Genomic DNA, 20,457 nt, shown 5'->3' with positions numbered 1-20,457 from the left:
ATTTGGAGCTTTGTTAACTTCTGACCGCTAGCGTGGCGGTCAGGAGGGCACATGCTCGGCTTGATCAACCGCTCTATCGAGACGTTTCTGACCGACACCCACGGGGCGGCGCTCTGCGCGCGTGTGCGGCGGCGCGCGGATTTGCCGGGCGAGAGCTATGAGCCTCTGCTGCAATATGACGATGCGCAGACCTTGCGGCTGATCGATGCCGCTTGTGACGAGTTGGGGCGGGCGCGATCCGAGTTTTTGGAAGACCTTGGGGCGCATCTGTGCAGCCGTGAAGCGGTGCGCCGCCTGTTGCGTTACGGTGGCTGCGATTATCGCGGTTTTCTGAACTCGCTCAACGAGTTGAACGATCGCGCGCGCATGGCGCTGCCCGATCTCAAGCTGCCGAACTTGCATCTGGTCGCAACCCAGCCGGGTCAGTTCCGTCTGCGTGTCGCCGCGGATCTGCCGGGCTGGGGGGCGGTGCTGGCGGGGATTCTGCGCGCGATGGCGGATGACTATGGCAGCCTCGCGCTGATCGAGGTGCCGCCGCGTGCCCCCGGGGGCGATCTGCGCGATCCCGACCCGATGGGGGAAACCGTGACCATACAGCTGCTCGACGCCACCCATGCCGAGGCGCGCCAGTTCGCCCTCGCGCGGATGATTGGTGAGGTGTGATGAGCGTGCCGGGCGAGAACACTGTCACGCGACTGGCCGCACAGCCTCCCCCTGATCGGGGCGCGCAAGCCTATTGGCTAACGCTGTTGACCGGGCTTTTGCCGATGTTTCTCTGGCTCGACGAGCGGGCCTGCATCCTTGGAGTCGGGCGCACGTTGCGCAAGGTTCTGGGGGTGCCGGATGCCCAGATCGTCGGCGCGCCGTTCTCGCGGTTTTTCTCGGTCGCGCGGCGCGGCGGGGCGGTGCGAATGTGCCCGAAAGAGCTGCGCTCAAGTTGCGGTGCTGTTGATTGCGATAGCCAGATCGGGCGCTGCGGGCGCTCGCTCGGGGCCATGACGGCGGAGGAGATGCTGCATGTCACCCTTCGCATGCGCCCACAGGTAAGCCTGCGCGGCGCGCTGGTGAGCCACGCGGGTCAGCCAGTTCAGGGGGGCGCGCCGACGCTGGCGGGGGGCGATATGCTCCTTAATTTCAGCTTCGGTATTCACCTGCGCGAACTCGTGGCGGAATTCGACCTGACCGAACACGATTTTTCCGCCGCCGATCTCGCGATGGAAATGCTGTATCTGCAGGAAGCGAAATCGCTCGTGCTTGAAGAGTTGCGGGCTCTGACCGGGCGCCTTGATCAGGCGCGCAAAGCGGCGGAAGATCAGGCGTTGAGCGATCCGCTGACGAAACTCGCCAACCGCAGGGCCATGGCTCAGGCGCTCGCGCGGGCCGTCGACCACGCGACGAACGGGCTGGCGAATTTCGCTTTGCTGCAGATCGACCTCGATCACTTCAAGACGATCAATGATACGCAAGGCCATGCGGCGGGGGATTACGTGTTGCAACTGGTGGCCCGCAATCTGTGTGAAAGCGTGCGCGGCGGTGATCTGGTTGCACGCATGGGCGGCGACGAGTTCCTCGTTCTCTTGCGTGGTAATCCGAGCCGCGCGGAGATCGGCGCGCTCGCGGCACGCATCATCGAGCAGCTCGAAGCGCCGAAATGGTATCGGGGGCAGGAATGTCTGGTCTCGGGATCGCTCGGCGCTGTGTCGTCGCGCGACTACGAGAACCTCGAGATCGAGGCGCTGCAGAATGATGTCGACAGGGCGACCTATGCCGCGAAGACCGCAGGGCGCGGATGTCTTCGCTTCGGGTCCGGGCCTGTCGAAAACGTCGAGGATGGGCCGGGGACGTCACCCGGCTCCGCGCCTTAGGCGCACAAACGCTCTTTTCCTGACCGGTCGCCTTCGGGTAAGGGCAGCGCATGAGACAAGGTTTCCCCTATGCTCGCGCCGGACAGCGCATCGGTCTTCTGGGCGGGTCGTTTGATCCGGCGCATGAAGGTCACGTCCTGATCACGCGTGAGGCGCTGCGCCGCTTCAATCTTGATCGGGTCTGGTGGATCGTGAGCCCCGGCAACCCGCTCAAGGCGCATGGGCCCGCGCCGCTCGATCAGCGCATCGCGAGCGCGCGGGCGAGCCTTGGCGGAGATCCGCGAGTGGTGGTGACTGACCTCGAAGCGCGGCTCGGAACGCGTTACACCGCCGACACGATAACGCGGCTGCGCGCGCTCTATCCCGGCGTGGATTTCGCGTGGCTGATGGGGGCCGATAACCTCGTGCAGTTCGACCGCTGGGATCATTGGCGCACGATCATGGAGAGCGTGCCGGTCGGTGTGCTGGCGCGTCCGGGCTGGCGGATGCCGGGGCGCTGGGCGCGCGCGGCGCGCATTTATGCGGGGGCCGAATTGCCCGCGGTCGCCTCGCAGCGCCTCCTCGACGGGCCGGCGCCGCGCTGGTGCTTCGTCAACATTCCGATGTCGTCTCTTTCCTCCACGGAAATTCGCGAGAAAGGCGGCTGGCGGGCATCGACACCCGCTTGAAGACGGTGCGGGGCGCGCTACGCTCGGATTGACGCCGAGGGAGGAATCGCCATGCCGCTATCGATATCGCGCCGCTTCGCATTGCTGGGTGGCGCCGCGCTTTTCGCCACTCCGAAAACGGGCTTCGGACAGACGGTCGCGGCAGCCGAATTGGTCCGGATGGCCGGGCTCAGCGGCGATGTGGGCTATGTCGTCGCGGACCTGAAGAGCGGCCAGATCCTCGAACAGCGCAATGCAGGCCAGGCGATGCCGCCCGCCTCCGCGCTCAAATCGATCACCTCGCTCTATGCGATGGAGCAACTGGGCGGCGATTTCTGTTTTGGCACGCAGTTGATCGCGACCGGCCCGATCTCTGGCGGGCGCATTCAGGGGGATCTGATCCTCGCGGGCGGGGGCGATCCGACGCTGACGACTGACGATTTGAACGCGATGGCGAAGTCGCTGGCGGCGAAGGGAGTGCAGGGCGTCACGGGGCGTTTCCTGACTTGGGCCGGGGCGCTGCCCTACAAGAACGAGATTGCGAACGATCAGCCGATCTTCGCGGGCTACAACCCGTCGATCTCCGGGCTGATGCTGAACTTCAATCGCGTGCATTTCCAGTGGCGGCGCTCCGGTAGCGGCTGGGCGCTGAGCATGGATGCGCGCGGGCGCGACGTGCAGCCGCAGGCCTATACCGCGAAGGCGTCGATCGCGAAACGCTCCTCGCCCACTTTCACCTATTCCGATCGCGGCGGGGTCGAGCATTGGACGGTCGCCTCGGCGGCCTTGGGGCGTGGCGGAAGCCGGTGGTTGCCGGTGCGCCATCCAGCGGCCTATGCGGGCGACGTGTTTCAGACATTGGCCCGCGCGCAGGGCACACCGCTGCCCGCGCCGGAAGAGGTCCGCAACCTGCCCGGCGGTACGGTTCTGGTGAGCCATGGCAGCGATCCGCTTGTGCCGGTTCTGCGCGAGATGATGAAATATTCGACCAATATCACCGCGGAAGCGGTGGGCATGACGGTAAGCAAGCGGTTGGGTGCGGGGAGTTCGCTGAAGCAATCGGGGCAGATGATGACCCAATGGCTGCAGCAGCGCACGGGCGCGCGCTCGGCCCGTTTCACCGACCATTCCGGGCTGCGGGCCGATGCCGAGCTTTCGCCGCAGGACATGGTGGCGGCGCTGCGCAATCTCGGTGCGCCGATGGGGCTGCGCAGTTTGATGAAGCCATTCAAGCTGCGCGATGCGACGGGCAAGAACATGCCGGCCCAGCCGTTCCGCGTCGATGCCAAGACCGGGACGCTGAATTTCGTGTCGACTTTGGCGGGCTATATGACCGCGCCTGATGGCACCGAACTGGTCTTCGCGATCTTCACCGCCGATCTAAACCGGCGTCGTCGTGCGGGCTCGGCGCCGCGCCCGCCGGGGCAGGTCCAATGGGTGCGGGCGTCGAAAATCCTTCAGAGCCAGCTGTTGGAGCGTTGGGCCGGGATTTACGGCTGAGGGGCAGCTCCACCCGGACGGCGGGGCGGTCGTCAGGTTTTCTCGCCGGGACTCTATCGTCCGATCAGAGCGTGACGTGGCGCACTTTTGCACCCCATTCGATGGCGACGGCGTGCAGCCGGTCGATCGCCAACTCACCGCGAATTTCTTCGAGAAGACGTAGTTCGGTTTGACGGATCGTACCATCTGCGGCGGCCACATCGCAGGCCAGCGCATACGCGGTTTCGAAAATATGTTCGGGCAGCGCGTCGCGGATCAGGCCGAACAGCGCCTCGAGCCCATCTTCTTCTTCGAAAAGCGTGAAGACCGAGCGGGAGACCCGCGAGACGCGGTCGAAATCATAGCCCGCGAAGATCGGCATGTGGTTCACTATCCGCTCGATTGCGACGAGTTCGGAGGTCGGCACGTCCTCATCGGCGGCGGAAATCGCGACCATCACGGCGACGAGCGCGTCTTGGGGCGAAAGCGAGGCGAGAACGTCGGGCACGTGGGAGCTCCTTGATAGTGTTCGAGTGCTAATTATTGACTGTCCCCGTCCGCTTCAATAGGTCAGGCGCGACTGGGCGCACGGGGCGCCTTCATGAGGTATGCAATGACGAGCTTGCGTGACGCTGCGATGAAATCCAAGGCCTGGCCCTTCGAGGAAGCCCGCCGGGTGCTCAAGCGTTACGAGAAACGGGACCCGGAAAAGGGTTACGTCCTGTTCGAGACGGGCTATGGGCCGTCGGGTCTGCCGCATATCGGCACGTTTGGCGAAGTTGCGCGCACCACGATGATCCGTCGCGCCTTCGAGCTGATCTCGGACATCCCGACGAAGCTTCTGTGCTTCTCGGACGATATGGACGGGATGCGGAAGGTGCCGAGCAACGTGCCCAATCAGGACATGCTGCGCCAGCATGAGCAAAAGCCGCTGACCTCGGTGCCTGATCCGTTCGGCGAGTTCGACAGCTTCGGCAACCACAACAACGCGATGCTGCGCCGTTTCCTCGACACCTTCGGGTTCGAGTATGAATTCGCGAGCGCGACCGATTACTACAAGTCGGGTCGGTTCGACGAGATGCTGATCAAATCGGCTTACGAATACGATCAGATCATGGAAATCATGCTGAAGTCGCTGCGCGAAGAGCGTCAGCAGACCTATTCGTGCTTCCTGCCGATCCATCCCGAGACGGGCCGCGTGCTCTACGTTCCGATGAAGGAGGTCAATGCGCGCGACGGCACCGTGACCTTCGACGACGAGGATGGGCGCGAATGGACGCTGCCGGTCACCGGCGGCAATGTGAAGCTGCAGTGGAAACCCGATTTCGGGATGCGTTGGGCCGCGCTCGGCGTCGATTTCGAGATGTATGGCAAGGACCACTCGACCAACACGCCGATCTATGACGGCATCTGCCGCGTGCTGGGTGGGCGTGCGCCGGAGCACTTCACCTACGAGCTGTTCCTCGATGCGAATGGTGAGAAGATCTCGAAGTCGAAGGGCAATGGCCTGTCGATCGACGAGTGGCTGACCTATGCGGCGACGGAATCCTTGAGCTACTTCATGTATCTCAAGCCGAAGACCGCGAAGCGGATGCATTTCGACGTGATCCCGAAGGCGGTGGACGAATATCACCAGCAGCTGCGCGCCTATCCCGATCAGCCGATCGAGCAGCAGGTGAACAACCCGGTCTGGCACATCCACGGCGGCAACCCGCCCGAGAGCCGGATGGTGGTGCCTTTCGCGATGCTGTTGAACCTCGCGAGCGTCGCGGGCGCGACCGAGAAGGAAGGGCTGTGGGGCTTCATCAAGCGCTACGCGCCCGAGGCGAGCCCGGAAGGCAATCCCGATCTCGATCAGGCGGCAGGCTTCGCGCTGAAGTATTTCGAGGATTTCGTGAAGCCGACGCTGGTCTTCCGTGCGCCCGACGCCTCCGAACGTGCCGCGCTGGAAGATCTTGCCAAGGCGCTGAAATCGGAAGAGGCGGCGCTCGATCAGATCGCGCGCAAGAACGCGGCGGCAGGCAACGAAGAGCCGCTGCCGGAGGCCGATTTCCATAGCGACGAGTTCCTGCAGACGGTCGTTTTCGCGGTCGGCAAGAACCACGAATTCGCGAACCTGCGCGATTGGTTCAAGGCGCTCTACGAGGTGCTGTTGGGCCAGAGCCAAGGACCGCGCTTCGGCGGGTTCATCGCGCTTTACGGTGTCGATGAAACGGTCGCCCTGATCGAGCGGGCGCTGGCGGGCGAACTGGTCGACTAAGCTTTCCAGAGATCGAACCAAGCCCCCCAGCGGTCGCAAAGCGGCTCGGGGGGCTCGGCGAATATCCTGGCGCCGAGAGTGAAGGCCTCTGCCTCCAGCCGGGCGGACTCGGCGCGGATCAATGCAAGCAAGGCCTCGGCCCTTTCCGGGTCGAGATGCTGCGGCACTTTCGTCTCGAGCACATGCAGATCGTGATGGTCGCCGATCAACTCTCCCAAAGTGTCGAGTGCGTCTTCGCGCGGATGCAGCATTTCTGGCCAGATCGGGGCGAGCAGTCGCGTGTGATACCAGTGCTGCTTCACCCGCGTCCGCCAATGGTGCAGGTCTAAGCCAGCCCTTGATTTCTGAGAGGTTTTCAGACGCTTGCGGCAATCTTTCAGCGTCTCGTACAATCCGGCCTCATAGGCGGGCCAGCCCTTTTCGGTGACGTCCCAATCCTTCGCGCGTTTGCGGATTTCCGTGACGCGTTTCGCGAATGTCGAGATATCGCCTTCCTTCGGGGGCGGGGTCACGGGCAGCGCGTCGAGCATTGCACGGGCGGCCGACGCACCGTCGAGATCAGGCCCTTCGCGCCCGAGCCGGATAAGCGAGGCGCGCATTACTTCGTCGTCGCGCAGGCCGGAAATGCCCCGGGCGGCTTCGGCCAAGGCGTCGTTCTCCTTGTGAAAATCGGAGAAATGCGGCGCGAAGAGTCGGATCAAGCCGCGGGTCTTCTTGATCGCTTTGCGCAGGGCGTGAACCGACGGGTCGGGCTTGTCGGCCAGTTTAACGGCTGTCCCAAGCTCGCTGCGCGCGATGCGGCGCAGGGCTTTCGTCGGGGTCTTGTCGTCGGGGGATATGGCGTAAACCATCTGCGGCTCCTCTTGGCTGCACACCCGATGTGGCGCGAGGATATGTCAGGCGCATGACGCTGTCACCTGCGAAGCGGGAGGGGCAGCGGGAGCGCAGGCCGTGACCAGAGGCTGCGAACGGCCCTCTCAGGTCTTCTTTAACCTTTCCTTCTAGCTCTGTTCGGGCCGAAGCGCGGGCGCTTTCGGTCGGTCCCGGCGCGCAATTGGTACGGCAAGGGGCGCGCGGGTGGGAACATGGACAAGAGGATTGCAGATGAACGTCGCGATTACCGAAGGGCTGGTGCTGACCCCGCCCGCATTCGCCGAAGGGCTGGATCAATGGTCGAGCGAGGATGGCACGCCGGGCTCCACGACCTATGAGAGCACGGGCAATGCCGTGCTGGTTCCGGCGGATGCGGATTTCGGCGGCTGTCTGGAGATGCTCAAGACGCAGACGGTGCAGAAGCTGCGCTACATGGGCGACACGCCGATCCTGCCCGGGACTTACCTGCGCATCCGGGCGCGGGTGAAGGCGGTCAGCGGCAACCTGCCGGAGGTCCGCGTCGCGGGCTATGCGGCGACGGGGTCGGGTGCCCATGTGACCGGCGTGGTCGAAGTCGGTCCGATGGTCGCGCTGCAAAGCTATGGCGCGGTGGTCGAGGTCTCGGCGATCGTCGGGACCGGCTCGCGCGACGGTGTCGATATGCCGTGGGGGCTGGATGCGGTCTACGGGTATTTCGGGCTGGACCTGACCGGCGCGAATGGCGGCGTGGTGCGCATCGACGATATCGAGATCGAGGATGTGACCGAGGCTTTCCTGCGTGACCTGATGGGCTGGGTGGATGTGCGCGATTACGGCGCGGTGGGCGACGGGACGACCGACAATTTCGCGGCGTTCAACGCGGCCGATCAGGCGGCGAACGGGCGCAAGGTTTTCGTCTCGGAGGGCGTTTATTACCTGGGCAGCACGATTTCGATCTCGTCGCCGGTCGAATTCGTGGGCACGCTGGTGATGCCGGTCGCAGCGAAACTGGCGCTGATGTCGTCCTTCGACTTTCCGACCTATGCGGCGGCTTTCGGCGATGAGCTGGCGGGCTTCAAGAAGGCGCTGCAGGCGCTGTTCGGCTATACCGATCACAACGTGCTCGACCTGAAAGGGCGCCGCGTCGAGGTGACCGAACCGATCCGCATCGAGGAGATCGCGCCGGACCTTACGAGCTTTTCCAACCGCCGGGTTCTGCAGAACGGGCAGATCAACGTGATCGCGGGCTCTGCCTGGGACGATGAGGTGGTGACGTCGCAGGCGAGCTATTCGGTGAGCCAGTCGATGCAGCTGACTTCGGTCGCCAATATCGCGAACATCCCGGTGGGCGCGCGGATCACCGGCACTGGAGTCGGGCGCGAGGTCTATGTGAAGTCGAAGAATATCGGCGCGCAGACACTGTATCTTTCGCAGCCGCTTTATGGCGGGTCGGGCACGCGCACCTACACGTTCACGCGCCATCAATATGTGCTGGATTTCTCGGGGATGGAGAAGCTCGACCGGTTCAACATCGCCAATGTGGAATTCCTCTGCAACGGCGCGGCGAGCTGCATCATGCTGGCGCCTGACGGGCAGATGTTCCAGATCCGCGACAGCTATGTGGTGCGGCCCAAGGATCGCGCGATCACCTCGATCGGGCGTGGGTGTCAGGACCTGCTGATCGATGGCTGTCAGTTCCTGTCGGACGAGATGCTGGTGCCCGCGCAGGATCGAAAGTCGATGGTGCTGAACGTGAATGCCAATGACTCGAAGATCCGCGACTCGCGCTTCGTGCGCTTCGGGACCAGTTTCGTGCTGAATGGCTCAGGGCATCTGATCGTCGGCAATCACTGGTTTCAGGGCGACGAGGAAAGCAATGGCGTGCGCGTGGCGGGGCTGGTCTTTACCCAGACCAATGTGCAGTCGGCGGTGACCGGCAATTACATCGACAACTCGGTGATCGAGTGGACCAACGAGCATGACGCAGAGCCGGATTTCGCGAGTGAATACAGCTTTGGCGGGCTGACGGTGACGGGCAATACCTGCGTATGCATCAATGTCGCGCCGTGGTTCACTTGGCTGTCGATCAAGCCCTATGGGCCGGGGCATTTCATCCAAGGGCTGAGCGTGACGAACAACGTGTTCAAGTCGCTCAACGGCAGTGTCGACCGGATCGAGAAGATCGACACGAGTTTTGCGGATATCGACCGCTCGCGGGTACGCAACGTGGTCTTCGAGGCGAATATGTTCAACGCGATCAACGACATCTCGCAGAACCCGGTGATGGTCGAGGTGAACCAGTCCACGGCGCAATCGGTCTGGACGGTGGATGCGAGCCAGTATCTGCCCTTCGGGGGCTGGGCGCGCAATGTGCAGAGTCTGATCGCTGAGGGCATGGTTCGCGACGGCTCGGGGGCGCGGATCGATGCGATGCCCTATGTCGCGGTGGAACAGGGCGCGGCCAAGAACCAGATCACGGTGAACTGGCCGGAGGCGGCGAAGGGGCGGCTGCAGGTTACGCTGCGGATGGATAACCCGATCTGACGGGATGCAAGGGCGGGGCCGATCCGGGCCGGGGCGGGCGGATCGGCAAGGCGGCGCGTGGGGCGAAAGTCCTGCGCGCTGTTTTTATGTCAGGTCTGCGGGCGTCAGACGAAAGGCGCGGCCGAAGCCGCCATTGAGAGCCGCCGAGGTCGCGCGGAGATCGAAGAAAAAGAAATCGGGCAGGTCGATATAGAGCTTCGATTTCGGATGATCGGAGAGCCAGCGGTCTCGCATCGCCGGGAAGGCGGCGTCGTCGCGGTGGATGGCAACTGCTTCGACCTGCAACGAGAGGCGGGGATGGGTGAGGGGATCGCCTTTTGTACCGGGCTCGCCGAGCAATAGCCCGGCCCGGTGGTCTTGCAGCAGGGCTGTCGTGTGTACTGCGAGGCTGGAAACGAAGGTTAACAGTTCCCCTTGCGGGCCGGGGCCGAGGGCGACGCGTGTCACGACCGGCGCGCCGGTATCCGGGTCGAGCGTGCCAAGCGCGCCGAACCGGGCTTCACGGATCAGGCTTTGCGCCAAGGCGCGGGCCTCATCATCCGTGGGGCGGATCGGGTTGGTCGGCGGGGTCGGCTGCGTCATGGGAGGCTCCTTCAAGGCGGCGCGATGGTAGGGCGCGGGCCTGCGGGCGACAATCGTCGAAGTTATCCACAGGATGCCGTTACGGCAGGCCGCGCGCCGAATCATTCGGAGCCTCCGATTCGTCTCGTCGAAGCTGCGGCATGATTTTAACCGTGCGGTCGATTTTCAAATTCAGTTGGGTTCGAGCGGAAACGCTACAGGCAAGCGCTTGAATTGGCTCGCCTATTTTCTGCCTCATTTCCGTGCATTTACAGCGTTAGCGCAATCGGTGTCAAAAAATTTACAGAAATATGCATTGTATAAAGGGGGTTACATGAATCTTAACCTTTGAGTTACAGTGGCGCGGGGTAGAGGGCCTGCACTATCACGCGGGCGACATGCGGACACGCCGTGCCGCAATGCGAAATTGCTGGGAGGAAGCTCATGACTGCGCAAGACAAGGTGACTCAGGTTCCAGAGGTCAAAGAGGTCCCGCCGGGCTTCGAGAACGCCCACGCCGACGCCGCGAAATATCGCGAGATGTATCAGGAATCGATCACCGATCCGGAGAAGTTCTGGGGCCGCGAGGGCAAGCGCCTCGACTGGATCACGCCGTATACCAAGGTGAAGAACACCGATTTCACCTTCGGCCATGTCGATATCAAATGGTTCGAGGACGGCGTGCTGAACGCCAGCGTGAACTGTATCGACCGTCACCTCGCCACGCGCGGCGACCAGACCGCGATCATCTTCGAGCCCGACGATCCGGAAACCCCGGCGCAGCACATCACCTATAAGGAACTGTCCGAGAAGGTGAACCGCTTCGCCAACGTGCTTTCGAGCCAGGGCGTGATGCGCGGCGACCGCGTCGTGATCTATCTGCCGATGATCCCGGAAGCGGCTTACGCGATGCTCGCCTGTGCGCGTATCGGCGCGATCCACTCGATCGTCTTCGCGGGCTTCTCGCCCGACGCGCTGGCCAACAGGGTCAACGACTCGGGCGCCAAGGTCGTCATCACCGCCGACACCGCCCCGCGCGGTGGCCGCCGCACGCCGCTCAAGGCGAATGCCGACGCCGCGCTGCTGCACTGCTCGGACAAGGTGCGTTGCCTTGTCGTGAAGCATACCGGCGACCAGACCTCGTGGATCGACGGTCGCGACGTCGACGTGAAGGCGATGATGGAGAACGTCTCGCCCGAATGTCCGCCGCGTCCGATGAATGCGGAAGATCCGCTGTTCATCCTTTACACCTCGGGCTCGACCGGCAAGCCGAAGGGCGTGGTGCATACCACCGGCGGTTATCTCGTCTACGCCGCGATGACGATGCAATACACGTTCGACTACCACGATGGCGACGTGTTCTGGTGCACCGCGGATGTGGGCTGGGTCACCGGCCACAGCTACATCGTCTACGGGCCGCTCGCGAATGGCGCGACCACGATCATGTTCGAAGGCGTGCCGACCTATCCGGATGCGGGCCGCTTCTGGGCCGTGTGCGAAAAGCACAAGGTCAACCAGTTCTACACCGCGCCCACCGCGATCCGCTCGCTGATGGGGCAGGGGCCGGAATGGGTCGAGAAATACGACCTGTCCGATCTTAAGGTGCTGGGCTCGGTCGGTGAGCCGATCAACCCCGAAGCCTGGGCCTGGTACGACAAATACGTCGGAAAGGGTAAATGCCCGATCGTCGACACGTTCTGGCAGACCGAGACCGGCGGCCACATGCTCACCCCGCTTCCGGGGGCGACGCCCACCAAGCCCGGCTCGGCGACCCGTCCGTTCTTCGGCGTGAAGCCGGTCGTGCTCGATCCGCAGACCGCGGTGAAGCAGGACGAGACCGAGACCGAAGGCGTGCTCTGCATCTCCGACAGCTGGCCGGGCCAGATGCGCACCATTTGGGGCGATCACGAGCGTTTCCAAGAGACCTATTTCAGCCAGTACAAGGGCTATTACTTCACCGGTGACGGCTGCCGCCGCGACAGCGACGGGTACTACTGGATCACCGGTCGGGTCGACGACGTGATCAACGTCTCGGGCCACCGCATGGGCACGGCGGAAGTCGAATCCGCGCTGGTCGCGCATCAGGCCGTGGCCGAGGCCGCTGTGGTCGGCTACCCGCACGAGCTGAAGGGGCAGGGCATCTACGCCTATGTCACGCTGATGAACGATGTCGAACCCTCCGACGAGCTGCGCAAGGAGCTCGAGAAGTGGGTGCGCACCGAGATCGGTCCGATCGCCAAGCCCGATATCATCCAATGGGCGCCGGGCCTGCCGAAGACCCGTTCGGGCAAGATCATGCGCCGCATCCTGCGCAAGATCGCCGAGAACGATTTCGGCAGCCTTGGGGACACCTCGACGCTGGCCGATCCGTCGGTCGTCGATGATCTGATCGAAAATCGCGGGAACAAATGATGTCGGACAGCACGACCATGACGCAGACCAAGCCTGCCGTTCTGATCCTTCTCGGTCCTCCGGGCGCGGGCAAGGGCACGCAGGCGCGGATGCTCGAAGAGACCTTCGGCCTCGTGCAGCTCTCGACGGGCGATCTTCTGCGGGCCGCGGTGTCTCAGGGCACCGAGGCCGGTCTCGCCGCGAAAGCGGTGATGGAGGAGGGCGGCCTCGTCTCGGACGAGATCGTTCTGGCGATCCTGCAAGATCGCATGGCTGAATCGGATGTTGCGAAAGGGGTGATCCTCGACGGGTTCCCGCGCACCGCCGGTCAGGCTGCGGCGCTCGACGGTCTTCTGGAGGAGAATGGCCAGTCGGTGACCGCAGCGATCAGTCTGGAGGTCGATGACGAGGCGATGATCGCCCGCGTCGCCGGCCGCTACACCTGCGCCAAATGCGGCGAAGGCTATCACGACGAGTTCAAACAGCCCGAAGTTGCGGGTGTTTGCGACAAATGCGGCGGCACGGAATTCAAACGCCGGGCCGACGACAATGCCGAGACGGCGCGCGCGAGGCTGGAGGCCTACCACGCGCAAACGGCACCGCTGATCGCCCATTACAAGGCGCTCGGTGTTCTCGAGGGAATCGACGCGATGGGCTCCATCGACGAGATCGCCTCGGGCCTTGGGTCGATCGTAAAGCGCGTCTCGGCCTGATTTTTGGGGAGGGGCGGGCCCATGAGGGGCCCGTCTGGAGAGAAACTAAAAGGGAGTTAGTCTCATGGCGGACAAATCCTCGTCCAACGCCTATTGGAAGGCGAATATCCGGACCATCCAGATTTCTCTGGTGATCTGGTTCATCGTGTCCTTCGGCTTCGGCATCCTGCTGCGCCCGATGCTGGCAGGCATCAAAATTGGTGGCACTGATCTTGGCTTCTGGTTCGCCCAGCAAGGTTCGATCCTCGTGTTCCTGGTGCTCATCTTCACCTATGCGTGGCGGATGAACAAACTGGACCGCGAGCACGGCGTCGAAGAATAATCTCAGGGAGGAGAGAGGGACATGGATCAGTTTACCCTCAACCTGCTGGTGGTCGGCGCGACTTTCGTGCTCTACATCGGCATCGCGATCTGGGCCCGTGCGGGTTCCACGTCGGAATTCTACGCCGCGGGTCGCGGCGTTCACCCGGTCGTCAACGGTATGGCTACGGGCGCTGACTGGATGTCGGCCGCGTCGTTCATCTCGATGGCTGGCCTCATCGCCTTCGGGGGCTACGACACCTCGACCTATCTGATGGGTTGGACCGGTGGCTACGTGCTTCTGGCCATGCTGCTTGCGCCCTATCTGCGCAAGTTCGGCAAGTTCACCGTGCCGGAATTCATTGGCGACCGTTTCTATTCGCAAACCGCACGCACCGTGGCCGTTATCTGCCTCATCGTTGCGTCGATCACCTACGTTATCGGTCAGATGACCGGTGTGGGCGTTGCGTTCTCGCGCTTCCTCGAAGTGGACAACACCACCGGCCTGTTCATCGGCGCGGCGATCGTGTTCCTCTACGCGGTTCTCGGCGGCATGAAGGGCATCACCTACACGCAGGTGGCTCAGTACGTCGTTCTGATCATCGCCTACACCATCCCGGCGATCTTCATCTCGCTGCAGCTGACCGGCAACCCGATCCCGGGTCTCGGCCTGTTCTCGAACGACGTCAACACCGGCGCGCCGATCCTGTCGACGCTGAACGACACCGTCGAGGCTCTGGGCTTCGCGTCCTACACCGGCCAGCATGACACCACGCTGAACATGTTCCTGTTCACCATGACGCTGATGATCGGTACCGCCGGTCTGCCGCACGTCATCGTGCGCTTCTTCACCGTTCCGAAGGTCGCCGACGCGCGTTCCTCGGCGGGCTGGGCGCTGGTGTTCATCGCGCTTCTCTACCTGACCGCTCCGGCTGTGGGTGCAATGGCGCGTCTGAACCTCGTTTCGACCTTCTACCCGAATGGCGTGACCGAGCCGGCCGTGGAAATGACCGCGATCGAGAACGACCAGAACCTCGCTTGGGTGCGTAACTGGGCCCAGACCGGTCTTCTGTCCTTCGACGACAAGAACGGCGACGGCCGCATCGAGTACAATGCGAGCGACGCCAACGAACTGACCGTGAACCGCGACATCATCACGCTCGCCAACCCCGAGATCGCCAACCTGCCGGGTTGGGTGATCGCGCTGGTGGCGGCCGGTGGTCTGGCTGCGGCTCTGTCGACGGCGGCTGGTCTTCTGATGGCGATCTCGTCGGCGGTCTCGCACGACCTGATCAAGTCGCAGATCAATCCGGGCATCTCGGAAAAAGGCGAGCTTCTGGCCGCCCGTATCTCGATGGCCGTGGCGATCGTCGTGGCGACCTATCTGGGTCTGAACCCGCCCGGCTTCGCGGCACAGACGGTGGCTCTGGCCTTCGGTCTGGCAGCGTCGTCGATCTTCCCGGCACTGATGATGGGCATCTTCACGAAGCGCATCAACAACACCGGTGCTGTTGCAGGTATGCTCACGGGTCTCGCGACCACGCTGATCTACATCTTCCTGCACAAGGGCTGGTTCTTCATCCCGGACACCAACACGTTCACGGATGCGAACCCGATGATCCTCTCGATCAAGTCGACCTCCTTCGGGGTTATCGGCGCGGTCCTGAACTTCATCGTGGCCTACGTCGTGTCGAACGCGACCAAGGAGACCCCGGAAGATATCCAGGAGCTCGTCGAGTCGATCCGCGTGCCGAAAGGCGCCGGTGCGGCAGTCGACCACTAAGACAGCGGCGCGGGACGGGGTTCGCCTCGTCCCGACCTCTGGACCTTCGGCAGGCGCCCTTCGGGGCGCCGCCACCACCCAAAGGACAAGATCATGGCCGCCGATCTGACCCCGATCCTCGCATTTCTCGAAGGCGTCCACCCTTACGACAATCTGTCGCGCAACGAGCTGGAGCATGTCGCCAGTTCCTTCCGCCGCAGAGAATTGCCCGCGAATGAGACCGTCTATTCCTATCGCGAGCCGCTCAAGGGCATCTACCTGATCAAGCGCGGAGCGGTCGAAGTGACCGATCAGAACGGGGCGCTGGTCTCGATCCTCGGCGCGCGCAACACCTTTGGCGAGCGCGGGCTGATGCGCGACGGTCTGGCCGCGACCACGGCGCGCACCACTGCCGAGACCGTGCTGCTGGAGCTGCCGGTCGAAGAGTTCCGCGAGCTGTCGCAAAACACCCCCGCCTTCGCGCGCTTCTTCAACCGCGTGCGCGGCGGCGAGACCCGCACCAATTCCATCGCGACGATGAAGATCGCCGATCTTCTGGCGCAGGAGCCGATGGGCTGCGCGCCCGAGACCACCGTCACCGAAGCCGCGCGGCAGATGCGCGATGCGCATATCTCCTCGCTCGGCGTGACCGATTCCGAGGGCGGGCTGGTGGGCATCGTCACGGTGCGCGACCTGTCGAACAAGGTTCTGGCCGAAGGCCGCGCGCCCGATACGCCCGTGGGCGAGGTGATGACCCCCGATCCGGTGACGCTGACCCCCGAAGGGCTGGGCACCGACCTTCTGCATGTCATGCTGGAAAAGCGCGTCGGCCACCTGCCGATCACCGATCGCGGGCGCTTCGTGGGCATGATCACCCAGACCGATCTGACCCGCTTTCAGGCGGTCAGTTCCGCCGTTCTGATCCGCGATGTGGCGGGCGCCGAGACCGTGCCGGAAATGGCCGCCGTCACCGCGCGCATCCCGCAGCTTCTGGTGCAGCTCGTGGGCGGGCATCACGCGCATGAGGTCATCACCCGGCTGATCACCGATATCGCAGATGCGGTTACGCGCCGCCTGCTGAAGATGGCCGAGGAGGCGCTGGGGCCGCCGCCGGTGCCCTATCTGTGGCTGGCCTGCGGCTCGCAGGGGCGCCAAGAGCAGACCGGGGTGTCCGATCAGGACAATTGCCTGATCCTCGACGACGCCGTGACCGAAGCGGATATGGAGTATTTCCGCCAGCTCGCGAAGATCGTCTCGGACGGGTTGGATGCCTGCGGCTACGTCTATTGCCCGGGCGACATGATGGCGACGAACCCGCGCTGGTGTCAGCCGGTCCGCGTCTGGCGCGACTATTTCCGCGGCTGGATCGCCAAGCCCAACCCGGAGGCGCAGATGTTGGCCTCTGTGATGTTCGATCTGCGCGCGATCGGCGGCAACGGGGCGGGGCTGTTCCAGCAGTTGCAGGAAGAGACCTTGGCGAAGGCGTCGAAGAACTCGATCTTCGTGGCCCATATGATCGCCAACAGCCTCAAGCATCACCCGCCGCTGGGCCTGATCCGGGGCTTCGCCACGATCCGCTCGGGCGAGCATCGCAACCATATCGACATGAAGCATAACGGCGTCGTGCCGGTGACTGATCTGGCCCGCGTCTACGCGCTGCAAGGGCGCCTGCCCGAAGTGAACACCCGCGCCCGTCTGATCGAGGCCGAACATGCCGGCGTGCTGAGCCATTCCGGCGCGCGCGATCTGGTCGAGGCCTATGACCTGATCGCGTCGATGCGGCTGGAGAACCAGGCGCATCTGGCCCGTTCGGGGCGCAAACCTGACAATTATCTCGCACCGTCGGACCTGTCCGATTTCGAACGCTCCCACTTGCGGGATGCGTTCGTCGTGGTGCGCACCATGCAATCGGCCGCCGGACATGGCAAAGGCGCGATGAGCTGAGGAGAGCTTATGACGAACGATTACATCTCGACCCTTGCTGCCGGCGCGCTTGCCGCTCTCGTGGTCTTCCTGCTCTCTCATCTGAGCAAGAAGTTCCGCGGCGAGAAGCTGCCGAAATGGGTGATGCCCGCAGCGGTCGGGGCGGCGCTGATCGGCTACACGGTCTGGAGCGAGTATTCGTGGTATCCCAAGATGCGCGCGGACATGCCCGACACGGTCGTGGTGCTACAGAAGATCGACGAAAGCGTCGGCTGGCGGCCCTGGACCTATCTGGTGCCGATGGTCACCCGCTTCATGGCGGTCGATGCGGGCAAGGTGGAGCATCCGGTGGCGGGCAAGCCGGAGCTGGCCGAGACCGATCTGCTGCTGATCGGGCGCTGGCAAAATTTGCAGACGGTGCCGACGGTCTATGACTGCAAGACCGACAGCCGCGCCGATCTGGTGAACGGGGCCACGCTGACGAAAGACGGAGAGCTGTCGGGCGGCGGCTGGCTGAAACTCACGCCCGACGACCCGGGGCTGAAAGCGGTATGCGCAGGAGGATGAGACCATGCCGGGGGGGAGGAAACATCGCGTCCTGATCGTGGAGGATGAGGACAATATCGCCATCGCGCTCGACTATCTGATGAGCCGCGAGGGGTTCGACCATGACCGGATCGACACCGGGCGCGGCGCGTTGGAGAAAATCCGCGAGACCCGCCCCGATCTGGTCCTGCTCGACGTGATGCTGCCCGAGGTCTCGGGCTACGAGATCTGCGAGGGCGTGCGCGCCGACAAGGGCCTCGGCGATGTGAAGATCCTGATGATGACCGCGCGCGGCTCCGCGATGGAGCGCCGCAAGGGCCTCGCGCTCGGTGCCGACGGTTTCATCGCCAAACCCTTCGAGCTGCGCGAATTGCGCGAGGAGGTCCACCGCATTCTCGACGGGGAGACGGCCTGATGGACCTCACCCGGCTTTCCCTGCGCACCCGGGTGTTTCTGTTCTTTGCCGCCTTGGCGCTCGGCAATCTGGTGGCGCTGGTGGCGGGGCTGTGGTTCGGCTTCACCCGTCTGGGCGACCCTGAGCTTCTGAATGCGATGGTGATCGGCGGCGCGGTCGCGGGCTTCGTGATCCTCGGGCTGATCGCCTGGATCTGGTTTCTCTTCGACGAGAACGTGGCCAAGCCGATCGAGCGGCTCTCGGGGATGCTGCGCGCCCGCACCACGGCCGAGATCGAGGGCGATATGGACGCCGATATCGCGCGCTATCTGGGCGATCTTGCCCCCGCTGCGGCCTCGGTCACGCGCCACCTGTCGGAGACCCGAAACGCCCTGACCGAGGCCGTGCAGCGCGAGACCACCCGGCTCGCGCAGGAAAAGGAACGGCTCGAGGCGCTCTTGTCGGATGTGCCGGTGGGCGTGCTGCTCTGCACCGCGGATCATCAGCTTGCCTTCTATAACGGGCAGGCGGTGGAGCTTCTGGGCTCGGCCCATGCGCCGGGGCTGGATCGGCGCGTCTTCGACTATCTCAACCAGCCGCCCATCGCCCATGCCTATGACCGGCTTCTGGCGACGGAAGATCCCGACGCGGCCTCGGACCTGCTCTGTTCGACGAAGGCGGAGGGCCGGGTGCTCGCCGCCCGGATGAGATTGCTGTCGGAGGGAGAAGATCACCATCTGAGCGCGCGCCCGGGCTACGTGCTGACGCTCCGCGACGTCTCGGGCGACATGGCCTCTCATGCGCAGCGCGAGCAGTTGATGGACGAGCTGTTCGACCGCATCCGCCGCCCTGCCGCAGCCCTGCAATCGCTGATCGGTGTGCTGACCGCCGATGACGGCCCCGCGCCGGGCCCCGAGCGGGACCGGGTGCGCGAGGCCGCCAATTCCGAGGCCCATCACCTCTCCGCCGCGATCCACGAATTCTTCGAGCGCCACGAGGCGAACCGCGCCGATTGGTGGCCGCTGGCGATGATCCGCGCCTCCGATCTGGGTCAGGCGGTGGCCGCGCGGGTGACCGCCGAGGGCGGGGCGATCCTGCCGGTGACCGCGGGGCTGATGCTGCGCTGCGAGGGCTTCGAGATGGTGGCCCTGCTGGCGGGGCTGGTGCGCAAGCTGACAGGGCGCCGCGGCTTCCGGCTGGAGATCACCGAGGACGGCCCCGGCGCGCTGATCGCGCTGGAATGGGAAGGCGCGCCGGTCCCGATCTCCGAGCTGGAGCGCTGGCTCGATCAGCCGCTCGATGTCGGGCTGGAGGACGTCACCGGGCATCGCGTGCTGACCACCCATGCCGCCGAAATCTGGCCCGAGAAGCTGGGAGACACGCGTGCGCGGCTCTGCATCCCGCTGCGCGAGGCGCGCCATGTCACCAAGCGCCCGAAGCCGGTGCCGCGCGCGGTGGTCTACGATTTCGAACTGCTTGCGCGCGAGCGCGTGGCCGAGATCGCCGATACGCCGCTGACCGATCTGACCTATGTCGTCTTCGACACCGAGACCACGGGCCTGCTGCCCACCGAGGGCGATGAGATCGTGCAGATCGCCGCCGTGCGCATCGTTAACGGGCGGCGGATCGATACCGAGGTCTTCGATACGCTCGTCGATCCCAAGCGCTCGATCCCGCCCGGCTCGACCGAGGTGCACGGCATCTCGAACGCGATGGTCGAAGGGGCGCCGGACATTGCGAAGGTCGGGCGCGATTTCCACCGCTTCGCCGAGGGCGCGGTGCTGATCGCGCATAACGCGCCTTTCGACATGGAATTCCTGCATCGCAAGGAGGTGGCGATCGGCGAACGGTTCGATCACCCGATCCTCGACACGGTGCTGCTGTCGGCGGTGGTGTTCGGGCAATCCGAGAGCCACACGCTCGACGCGCTGACCCATCGCCTCGGCATCACCATCCCCGAGGAGGCGCGTCACACCGCGATCGGCGACACGGTCGCGACGGCGGATGCCTTCCTGAAGATGCTCCCGGCGCTGCAGGCGCGGGGCTTGCGGACCTTCGGCGAATTGGTGGCCGAGCTTCGTAAGCACGGGCGACTGATCAAGGATCTGAACGGGTAGGGGCGCGCTGCCCCCCCCCTCGCCGTAGGGCGACAAGACTTAAGGAAGAGGGGGCCTAACCCGACCGATAGTTGTCAGCGGAGTGCCTCTGCAGTGCTTAGCT

Annotated in this window: 17 protein-coding genes; 14 read left to right on the top strand and 3 right to left on the bottom strand. The window is 64.1% G+C overall.

Translation table 11 applies throughout. The features are described from left to right. The first annotated feature begins 51 nt into the window (after positions 1 to 51). From AKL02_RS16550 to dacB, 4 genes are read left to right on the top strand one after another with little or no spacing between them, the layout of a single operon-like run. A complete protein-coding gene (locus tag AKL02_RS16550) occupies positions 52 to 663 on the top strand; it encodes a heme NO-binding domain-containing protein (protein ID WP_083078514.1) in 612 nt (203 codons plus the stop codon). Beyond that, complete coding sequence (locus AKL02_RS16545) at positions 663 to 1,865, top strand: GGDEF domain-containing protein (RefSeq protein WP_083078516.1); 1,203 nt, start codon at positions 663 to 665, stop codon at positions 1,863 to 1,865. The genes AKL02_RS16550 and AKL02_RS16545 overlap by 1 nt, the downstream gene beginning before the upstream one ends. 50 nt (positions 1,866 to 1,915) lie before the next feature. After that, positions 1,916 to 2,533: a nicotinate-nucleotide adenylyltransferase gene (locus AKL02_RS16540; protein ID WP_078522612.1), complete on the top strand. Its 618-nt coding sequence runs from the start codon at positions 1,916 to 1,918 to the stop codon at positions 2,531 to 2,533. A 51-nt stretch (positions 2,534 to 2,584) separates the two neighbouring features. Further along, a complete protein-coding gene (gene dacB / locus AKL02_RS16535; protein WP_083078519.1) occupies positions 2,585 to 4,012 on the top strand; it encodes a D-alanyl-D-alanine carboxypeptidase/D-alanyl-D-alanine endopeptidase in 1,428 nt (475 codons plus the stop codon). Between the two features lie 64 nt (positions 4,013 to 4,076). Here dacB and AKL02_RS16530 read toward each other — a convergent pair whose 3' ends face one another. Beyond that, a complete protein-coding gene (locus AKL02_RS16530; RefSeq protein WP_078522614.1) occupies positions 4,077 to 4,499 on the bottom strand; it encodes a tellurite resistance TerB family protein in 423 nt (140 codons plus the stop codon). Between the two features lie 105 nt (positions 4,500 to 4,604). Between AKL02_RS16530 and AKL02_RS16525 the strand changes: the two genes are divergently transcribed. After that, positions 4,605 to 6,251: a lysine--tRNA ligase gene (locus tag AKL02_RS16525; RefSeq protein ID WP_078600417.1), complete on the top strand. Its 1,647-nt coding sequence runs from the start codon at positions 4,605 to 4,607 to the stop codon at positions 6,249 to 6,251. On the opposite strand, the gene AKL02_RS16520 is transcribed toward AKL02_RS16525, so the two are convergent. Next, positions 6,248 to 7,102, bottom strand: coding sequence for a CHAD domain-containing protein (locus AKL02_RS16520; protein ID WP_083078522.1), 855 nt, complete (start codon positions 7,100 to 7,102; stop codon positions 6,248 to 6,250). The genes AKL02_RS16525 and AKL02_RS16520 overlap by 4 nt on opposite strands. Positions 7,103 to 7,355: 253 nt before the next feature. Between AKL02_RS16520 and AKL02_RS16515 the strand changes: the two genes are divergently transcribed. Beyond that, positions 7,356 to 9,647, top strand: coding sequence for a glycosyl hydrolase family 28-related protein (locus AKL02_RS16515; RefSeq protein WP_083078525.1), 2,292 nt, complete (start codon positions 7,356 to 7,358; stop codon positions 9,645 to 9,647). Positions 9,648 to 9,731: 84 nt separating this feature from the next. Here AKL02_RS16515 and AKL02_RS16510 read toward each other — a convergent pair whose 3' ends face one another. Further along, positions 9,732 to 10,229 (bottom strand): HugZ family pyridoxamine 5'-phosphate oxidase, encoded by a 498-nt coding sequence (locus tag AKL02_RS16510; RefSeq protein WP_083078528.1) that lies wholly within the window; start codon positions 10,227 to 10,229, stop codon positions 9,732 to 9,734. 423 nt (positions 10,230 to 10,652) lie between these two features. Between AKL02_RS16510 and acs the strand changes: the two genes are divergently transcribed. The 8 genes from acs to AKL02_RS16470 all read left to right on the top strand — a co-directional run bounded on the left by acs (position 10,653) and on the right by AKL02_RS16470 (position 20,354). Further along, positions 10,653 to 12,620 (top strand): acetate--CoA ligase, encoded by a 1,968-nt coding sequence (gene acs, locus AKL02_RS16505; protein WP_078569896.1) that lies wholly within the window; start codon positions 10,653 to 10,655, stop codon positions 12,618 to 12,620. Then, on the top strand, positions 12,620 to 13,312 hold the full coding sequence (locus tag AKL02_RS16500; RefSeq protein ID WP_408648100.1) for an adenylate kinase: 693 nt from the start codon (positions 12,620 to 12,622) through the stop codon (positions 13,310 to 13,312). The genes acs and AKL02_RS16500 overlap by 1 nt, the downstream gene beginning before the upstream one ends. Positions 13,313 to 13,376: 64 nt before the next feature. Beyond that, positions 13,377 to 13,634 carry a DUF4212 domain-containing protein gene (locus AKL02_RS16495; RefSeq protein WP_075774060.1) on the top strand — a complete coding sequence of 86 codons (258 nt, stop codon included), beginning with the start codon at positions 13,377 to 13,379 and terminating at the stop codon, positions 13,632 to 13,634. Positions 13,635 to 13,655: 21 nt separating this feature from the next. After that, positions 13,656 to 15,395 (top strand): sodium:solute symporter family protein, encoded by a 1,740-nt coding sequence (locus tag AKL02_RS16490; RefSeq protein ID WP_078542129.1) that lies wholly within the window; start codon positions 13,656 to 13,658, stop codon positions 15,393 to 15,395. Positions 15,396 to 15,488: 93 nt separating this feature from the next. Beyond that, complete coding sequence (locus AKL02_RS16485; protein WP_083078533.1) at positions 15,489 to 17,318, top strand: DUF294 nucleotidyltransferase-like domain-containing protein; 1,830 nt, start codon at positions 15,489 to 15,491, stop codon at positions 17,316 to 17,318. 9 nt (positions 17,319 to 17,327) lie between these two features. Then, positions 17,328 to 17,864, top strand: coding sequence for a hypothetical protein (locus tag AKL02_RS16480; protein WP_078548720.1), 537 nt, complete (start codon positions 17,328 to 17,330; stop codon positions 17,862 to 17,864). A 4-nt stretch (positions 17,865 to 17,868) separates the two neighbouring features. After that, complete coding sequence (locus tag AKL02_RS16475) at positions 17,869 to 18,258, top strand: response regulator transcription factor (RefSeq protein WP_078548717.1); 390 nt, start codon at positions 17,869 to 17,871, stop codon at positions 18,256 to 18,258. Beyond that, entirely contained in the window at positions 18,258 to 20,354 is a 2,097-nt protein-coding gene (locus AKL02_RS16470) for a 3'-5' exonuclease (RefSeq protein ID WP_083078536.1), read from the top strand. Before AKL02_RS16475 ends, AKL02_RS16470 begins: the two co-directional genes overlap by 1 nt. Positions 20,355 to 20,457: the final 103 nt, after the last annotated feature.

The organism is Thioclava electrotropha, from assembly GCF_002085925.2.
Classification (GTDB): Bacteria; Pseudomonadota; Alphaproteobacteria; order Rhodobacterales; family Rhodobacteraceae; genus Thioclava; species Thioclava electrotropha.
The sequence above is the reverse complement of the archived record's forward strand: the minus strand, read 5'-3'. Positions and strand labels throughout refer to the sequence as shown.

Excerpts from the sequence above, each read along its gene's own strand:
- AKL02_RS16550 (WP_083078514.1), top strand. The coding sequence starts at position 52 with ATGCTCGGCTTGATCAACCGCTCTATCGAGACGTTTCTGACCGACACC.
- AKL02_RS16545 (WP_083078516.1), top strand. The coding sequence starts at position 663 with ATGAGCGTGCCGGGCGAGAACACTGTCACGCGACTGGCCGCACAGCCT.
- AKL02_RS16540 (WP_078522612.1), top strand. The coding sequence starts at position 1,916 with ATGAGACAAGGTTTCCCCTATGCTCGCGCCGGACAGCGCATCGGTCTT.
- dacB (WP_083078519.1), top strand. The coding sequence starts at position 2,585 with ATGCCGCTATCGATATCGCGCCGCTTCGCATTGCTGGGTGGCGCCGCG.
- AKL02_RS16525 (WP_078600417.1), top strand. The coding sequence starts at position 4,605 with ATGACGAGCTTGCGTGACGCTGCGATGAAATCCAAGGCCTGGCCCTTC.
- AKL02_RS16520 (WP_083078522.1), bottom strand. The coding sequence starts at position 7,102 with ATGGTTTACGCCATATCCCCCGACGACAAGACCCCGACGAAAGCCCTG.
- AKL02_RS16515 (WP_083078525.1), top strand. The coding sequence starts at position 7,356 with ATGAACGTCGCGATTACCGAAGGGCTGGTGCTGACCCCGCCCGCATTC.
- AKL02_RS16510 (WP_083078528.1), bottom strand. The coding sequence starts at position 10,229 with ATGACGCAGCCGACCCCGCCGACCAACCCGATCCGCCCCACGGATGAT.
- acs (WP_078569896.1), top strand. The coding sequence starts at position 10,653 with ATGACTGCGCAAGACAAGGTGACTCAGGTTCCAGAGGTCAAAGAGGTC.
- AKL02_RS16500 (WP_408648100.1), top strand. The coding sequence starts at position 12,620 with ATGTCGGACAGCACGACCATGACGCAGACCAAGCCTGCCGTTCTGATC.
- AKL02_RS16495 (WP_075774060.1), top strand. The coding sequence starts at position 13,377 with ATGGCGGACAAATCCTCGTCCAACGCCTATTGGAAGGCGAATATCCGG.
- AKL02_RS16490 (WP_078542129.1), top strand. The coding sequence starts at position 13,656 with ATGGATCAGTTTACCCTCAACCTGCTGGTGGTCGGCGCGACTTTCGTG.
- AKL02_RS16485 (WP_083078533.1), top strand. The coding sequence starts at position 15,489 with ATGGCCGCCGATCTGACCCCGATCCTCGCATTTCTCGAAGGCGTCCAC.
- AKL02_RS16480 (WP_078548720.1), top strand. The coding sequence starts at position 17,328 with ATGACGAACGATTACATCTCGACCCTTGCTGCCGGCGCGCTTGCCGCT.
- AKL02_RS16475 (WP_078548717.1), top strand. The coding sequence starts at position 17,869 with ATGCCGGGGGGGAGGAAACATCGCGTCCTGATCGTGGAGGATGAGGAC.
- AKL02_RS16470 (WP_083078536.1), top strand. The coding sequence starts at position 18,258 with ATGGACCTCACCCGGCTTTCCCTGCGCACCCGGGTGTTTCTGTTCTTT.